This window comes from Oceanobacillus sp. CF4.6, from assembly GCF_051262635.1.
GTDB lineage: Bacteria > Bacillota > Bacilli > Bacillales > Amphibacillaceae > Oceanobacillus.
Window position 1 is genome coordinate 197,182 of the sequence record NZ_JBIMEX010000007.1, and the last position, 6,428, is coordinate 203,609.

A 6,428-nucleotide genomic window follows, 5' to 3' on the forward strand; every position below is an offset into this window, starting at 1 on the left:
AACTTAAATAGATATATAAAAACCGCTGTTCTGCAGCGGTTTTTTTGTTAGGTATGAAAGTAGAAAGATTTGGTGGCGATAAATTATGAACATAGTCAGCCACTCCGGACGATAGTATTTTGTTCAAATGACTTTCACTTTTCACGATATTCCCAATCGAGACCGTACATGGAGACACATCGATAATTATTTATTTCCTTCATTTAAAAATGACTTTAAGAAGTTGGTAGGTAGATGAACCTTTTCCTCGTTAACTTGCAGGTAAAAAATGTCTTCATCATCTATGCCATTATCTGTTTTAATATTATTTACCTCTTTATTCAGTTTTTCCATTTTGAGATCCAGTTCATTGGCTACTGTTGCTGCTTCCGTTATTTCCATTGTTAAATTATCAGGTACTTCCCCATTGTATTTATAATAAATTTTATGCTCGAGGCTTGCCCAAAAATCCATTGCTATGGTTCGTATTTGAATTTCTACAAATACTTCCTCCTCCCGGTCAGACAAGAATACCGGAATCGACAAAATAAGATGCAAACTTTTATAACCATTTGGTTTTGGATTTTCTATATAATCCTTTAATTCGATTACTTTTATGTCCTTTTGCTTTTGTATCATATCGCTTATTGTGTAGATATCGGAAATGAATGAACAAACAACGCGTATTCCAACTATATCTTTAATATTATGCTTAATGGAATCCATGGAAACTTCCAAATTCTTTCTAGCCATTTTTTTTAGAATGCTTTCAGGAGATTTAATACGTGATTTCAAATGCTCAATTGGATTATATTTATGAATATACTGAAATTCCTCTTTTAATATATTTAACTTCGTATTCATCTCATCCAATCCAAATTTATAGGTGACCATAAAACGGGTTAGTTCATTGCGGACTAGCTTCAATGCCTGAATTTCCTCTGGTTTCATTATTCTATTTCCTTTCCATCATGCAGCATATCTTTCAGTATAACAAATGATTTTACATTTATATAATTTCTTGACAAAAGATAACTGAACGCTTATAGTACAATCAATTAAATGAATATATATGACCGTAATTGGGCCAATAATACAAGGTTTGTCAAGGGATCCGCCGGCTGAAAAATCCCCCTGAAACAGCATATAGGAACATACCATAGGGTCGTTAGCAATAAACTAACCACAGGAAAGTGTGTTAATAATTAGAGATGGGCAAATAGCCAATTTAGGTGGTACCGCGGAAACTGATTCCGTCCTTTTACAAGGATGTGACATTAGTTTTTTTCTATTTTCGAGGAGGAAGTATATGAATAAAAGAATAACATTTCTAGGAGCGGGATCCCTTGCGGAGGCGATTATTTCGGGTATTATCAAATCTGAACTAATTGCAAAAGAAAATATTTATGTAACCAACAAAAGTAATACGGCGCGTCTGGAGTATATGCAGAAAGGTTATCAAGTACAATGCAGTACGGATAAGAATGAGCTTGCTAAAGAGGCGGATATTATTGTATTAGCTATGAAACCGAACGATGCTATAGATTCGATACAGTCCATTAAAACGTATTTAAATAATAACCAATTAGTGATATCTGTTATTGCAGGTTTGTCTACAGAGAAAATTGAACGTGCGATAGGGATTGATATTCCAGTTATGCGTGTTATGCCTAACACTTCAGCCTTAATAGGCCATTCTGCAACAGCAATTTCTCCAGGAAAGTATGTGACCAATGAGCATATTCAAGTAACAGATCAATTGTTTCGAACCGTAGGGTTAACAAAAATGATCGAGGAAAAAGATATGCATACCGTTACAGCAATATCGGGTAGCGGACCTGCCTTTATCTATTATTTAGTTGAATCGATGGAAAGAGCAGCCTTAGAAGCTGGTTTGGATGCAGAGACTGCTTCAGAACTACTAGCGCAAATGGTCATTGGAGCAGGAATTATGTTGCAAAAATCTGGAAAAACACCAGAAGTACTGCGGGAAAATATTACTAGTCCAGGAGGAACAACGGAGGCGGGGATCGAAGTTTTAAAAAGGCATGAATTTCAGGAAACCATTATATCCTGTATCAATGATGCTCGATGTCGCTCCATTGAATTAGGTAACAGCAACTAAGGGAGATAATTAGATGGAAACACCAGCATGTGCATATTGCAAAGAAAAATGGAGCTATACGGAAACGTTAAAAAATAACTTTCGATTATCGATGATTTGTCCCCACTGTGGGAAGGAAAATTATTTTATGCCCAAGGAAAAAAGTGGTAATAAGGCATTAATGATTCTACCTATTGTTATTTTAATAGGTGTTTTTATAGACATATCTATTGAATGGCTGATCGCTATCTCTGTTGTCTTGATCTCTGTACATCTTCTATTATTTCCGTTCAAAACAAGATTAAAGAAACCACATCAATAGAGATGCAGTTATCATTACATAAAAAAGAAAGCTCCCTTTTATTAAACTGTACCCTATAGAGTAGACATTTAAAAAAAGTCTACCTATAGGGTACTTTTTCTATATAATAAAGAAAATATGGGGAATGAGGAAAGTTCAAATGAGTAAAAAGATATTTACAGAGAGAGAAATTAAAATACTATCAAAAAACCTACACGTGAAGTCTGTCAGTCCTAAGGGGATCACCTACACTGGGGATTTCAAGCGTATTTTTATCGTTGAAAACGAAAAGGGGAAATCACCAAGAGAAATATTTGAAGAGAATGGTTTTGAAATTGAAATTATTGGGATGGTTCGTGTTAAGTCATCAGGGAAGAGATGGCGTGCTGCATATAGAGACAACGGAGTAGTTGGGCTAAGAGATACTAGAAAAGGAAACTCTGGTAGACCAAGCGATAAGGAACTTTCATTAGAAAACAAATATGCACGGCTGGAAGCTGTAAATAACTTATTGAAAGCAGAGAACGAATTGTTAAAAAAGATAGACTTTGCCGAAAGGAGGATGAAGAAGTAACAGTATCAGCTGAACAAAAGTTCCTACTTATTCACTCTGTAATCGAAAAATATCAACTTAAAAATATAGTCAGCTATTTATGTAAAATAGCTGGAGTTTCGCGCTCTGGATATTATAATTACTTCTCATTACAATCAAAGAAACAATGAGAGAAACGAGATGCAGAAGATGAGATTGTAAAAGAAATCATCTTAAAAGCCTTCCATTTCAAAGGGCGTAAAAAGGGTGCTAGACAAATTAAAATGACATTAGAAGGTCAATATAATATCATCTACAACTTGAAAAGGATTAAAAGAATAATGAAAAAATATGATATTTCCTGTCCAATTCGTAGAGCTAATCCGTACAAAAAGATGATTAAAGCTACACAGGAACACAGGGTGTTACTTTAGACGCTATCTTGCACCTATTTTAATCGATATTTTGCATTTTGGTATTACCACCAACATTTATTGAAATTTTGTTTGTACACTAAGGAATTTCAATCTAAAATAGTCGAATGCCCGTATTGCTAAAGAATTCGACTTTTTTAGATTGGCTTATTCCATTAAAGCACCCGTTTGTTTAAGTACATTTTTAAAAAAAGATCGAACACAATATCTTCTTCGGAAAATTCTTCTCTGTGTCTTTAGCAAAAATCTCACTGAAAAATGGACGAAAACACATAATTATTCAAACATAAGCATTTTAGAAGCATTCTCTTGAACGATTGAATATAATCGTTGGTCGTTAGGTCTGTCACTATCTTTAAATTTTTTTATGTTTCAATCCAATTGATAACACCTGTTATGACAGCTAGGCAATATTTTTCGGGATTTATATATGCAGTTTTACCTACTTGATTAAAAATGAGATTAGGGTCATTTTTAAACTCGACATTTTCTATATTTAAAATTTGATCTTTATATTTTTCGTACTTATCTGTACCACTTTGAACAACTTGTGATGATAAATTTCCATTACCATTGTGCAGAAAAGCACATCGTAAAGCGTATGCGTTTACTCCTGAAAAAAAGACGTGTGTATGCAGCTCAATATCTTCTGGTTTTAAAGGTGGTCTATTTATCCATTCTTCTAAGGTTTTAGCAATAAATCCCTTTCGACGACTTAGCCTAGGTTGATACTCTTTAACATAATTATTAAACCATTTTATATAATTTGCATTACCTCTTTTACCTTCTAAGGATGTACAAATATCAGGTAACGTACAAGCACACATCACCGACAGAATCCAGTTTTTCTCTTTTATTCCAGATTCTAAAGCTTTAATGAAAGGCATAAAATGCTCCTCTAAATTCATCTTCAATCACCATCCTTAAGTATTGTATTCTATGTGATATATTAAATTACCTTCTCTGGTTCGCTAAACATCGATTTTCGGTCAGAACTAGAATGACAAATAATTTTGCTGCTTTAATTGCACATCCTCCATACGTTATCAAAGTCCTCAACGGCCACTTAACTTCCGCCCTATCAACTCACTGCTATTGAGCTAACCTGCCCGTTAATACAATAACTTCTACCTAAAAAGCGATAATCCTTCTTGGACTATCGCACTATATAGTGAAAAAGGAAAGCTTCTATTAGCTGGTTAGTTTAATTAACTTTATAATCTTTGTACCATTTAATAGTAAATACTAAAGCAATCATTTGGCAGACTAATCCAGATAATCCCCCATAAACAAGCGAATGTTCAATAATTTCATTTAATGCGAGACCACCTGCTATAAAAGAAGTACCTAGCAATATAAATACAATTGCTAATTTTTGATTCCTATTTATCTTTCTCGCCTCCGTGTAATAATAAACTTTATTGCTGCTTGATTATAGCAAACAGCAATAGTCATTCTTTCGTTAAAGCACCAATTAATAGAATAAGAAAAGAAACGCTCATTCAACAATCACGCCCGATTGTTAAAATTGAAATCTTTGAAACAGTTCTATTGTTACGAACAAATATTTATCTTTTTAAATTTCGCTTTTTCATCATTGTTATTGCCTGTAGTAAACCACCAGTAATTTTCCCGCCGGCTATCCTATTACATATGAATTTAGCTGAAAATTGATTTATGAAGTTATCCTCACTACTAAACGTTTTGTTTGTTTCATAAGCATAAATCCTGGTAGTATCAAGAGCACGAAAACTATCAATTGAAAGTATCGAGGAATCAACATTAGCCATTGGAAATAGAAGGCGATCAAAAGGTTTGCTATTCGACCAACGCTGTTTAATACGTTTTTTAATATCCTTCGTTGTACCAATGTACACTTGTGAATATTCATCAAGTACCATTACGTAATAACCAGCTTTTCCATCATATAAATTAAGGTCATACACCTCAGTGAATTGACTATTACGTTCAAGAAACGCCCCTATTTCTGTACTAAATTCGCTGTGATTTAATAAAGAGAAATATTCTATATTTAAATCAAAATTCTCTAAACTGTCCTTAAGTTGTTTTTCACACCATTGTTCGGTGTATATCTTACCTTCTTCATCAGCATAGATATCCCTAGAAGAACGAACTCTGATTGAACTTTTATTATTAACAATTGCATACTTTTCTCGTGTTAACCTCAATCCTCGTTTGCCCTCAAGTACCTTCAATCCAAAATGATATGCCATAAGTCCCCGCCTTTTGTTGTCCCATAAGAAAAAATCGATTCATTTTAGGAATCGTACTTCTAGTTTGTTTAATTAGAAAGATTCTCGTCACTTATTGTAGTAAAGCATCATTAAATGCATAAGAAAAGAGATGCTTATTCAACAATTGCGCCCGATTAGTATATATTAGACACCGAATTTCACCAAATGTTAACCAAATAGTTATCAATCCCTGTATGCACAGTTTACAACAATTCCCTTTCTCTTTTGGCTCTAAATAGTATTTTTACTTTTTGACTTTGTTTGGACAAATTAAAGAGAAGATTCATAGGTTTTTTCTTATTTTTCGATAATAAGATTGTTTTTAAAATGTATATATATATTCATAGTAGGTACCCATTCTACATCCGCAATATATTACCGCAGTTCTGCAATCTCTTCTTTTTGATCTGCAATCACTTGCATGATTGCATTCATTTGTTTCAGTGCGTTTTGAAGTTGTAAAGCATAGGATTGGTGTCATTTTTGGATTGTTGTTGCACTGTTGGTGTTGCGGTTGGTTGATCAATAATGAAGAAGGATCTTCTTATTGAAGATCCTTCTATGCTTATTCAATTAACGCATTCTTTGTCTTAATAAGATTTTTTATCATCAACTCTAAAAATTGTGCCAACAATAATTAACAGAATAAACAACACAACGATTAATGCAAAAACTCCATTAAACTGTCCTTTGTGTGGTTGTCTATCATTTCCGCCTTCGTACGTAAAAATAGCCAATCCGACAGGCACAAGTAAGTTTCCATTAAACTCTCCTACACGTACAGGTGCTGTAGGATTGGTAATATCATAAATTTCTACCGTGT

Annotated in this window: 6 protein-coding genes and 1 pseudogene; 3 read left to right on the forward strand and 4 right to left on the reverse strand. The window is 33.6% G+C overall.

Features of this window, described 5'->3' with window-relative positions:
• Positions 1-186: 186 nt before the first annotated feature.
• The gene (locus ACHABU_RS12760) at positions 187-930 is read right to left on the reverse strand and encodes a GTP pyrophosphokinase (RefSeq protein ID WP_435765281.1); all 744 of its coding nucleotides are present in this window, start codon (positions 928-930) and stop codon (positions 187-189) included.
• Between the two features lie 358 nt (positions 931-1,288).
• On the opposite strand from ACHABU_RS12760, the gene proC reads away from it, so the two are divergent.
• The 3 genes and pseudogenes from proC to ACHABU_RS12775 all read left to right on the forward strand — a co-directional run.
• The gene (proC, locus tag ACHABU_RS12765) at positions 1,289-2,104 is read left to right on the forward strand and encodes a pyrroline-5-carboxylate reductase (RefSeq protein ID WP_435765282.1); all 816 of its coding nucleotides are present in this window, start codon (positions 1,289-1,291) and stop codon (positions 2,102-2,104) included.
• A gap of 13 nt (positions 2,105-2,117) precedes the next feature.
• Positions 2,118-2,405, forward strand: coding sequence for a TIGR04104 family putative zinc finger protein (locus ACHABU_RS12770; protein WP_435765283.1), 288 nt, complete (start codon positions 2,118-2,120; stop codon positions 2,403-2,405).
• A gap of 139 nt (positions 2,406-2,544) precedes the next feature.
• Positions 2,545-3,344 (forward strand): annotated as a pseudogene (locus ACHABU_RS12775) (IS3 family transposase); the annotation flags it as partial.
• A gap of 371 nt (positions 3,345-3,715) precedes the next feature.
• On the opposite strand, the gene ACHABU_RS12780 reads toward ACHABU_RS12775, so the two are convergent.
• From ACHABU_RS12780 to ACHABU_RS12790, 3 genes are all read right to left on the reverse strand, one after another.
• Positions 3,716-4,258 carry a hypothetical protein gene (locus tag ACHABU_RS12780; RefSeq protein WP_435765284.1) on the reverse strand — a complete coding sequence of 181 codons (543 nt, stop codon included), beginning with the start codon at positions 4,256-4,258 and terminating at the stop codon, positions 3,716-3,718.
• 660 nt (positions 4,259-4,918) lie between these two features.
• Positions 4,919-5,584 (reverse strand): hypothetical protein, encoded by a 666-nt coding sequence (locus ACHABU_RS12785; RefSeq protein WP_435765285.1) that lies wholly within the window; start codon positions 5,582-5,584, stop codon positions 4,919-4,921.
• Between the two features lie 611 nt (positions 5,585-6,195).
• Positions 6,196-6,428: YjcZ family sporulation protein (locus tag ACHABU_RS12790; protein ID WP_435765286.1), on the reverse strand; the 233-nt coding region annotated here is incomplete at its 5' end.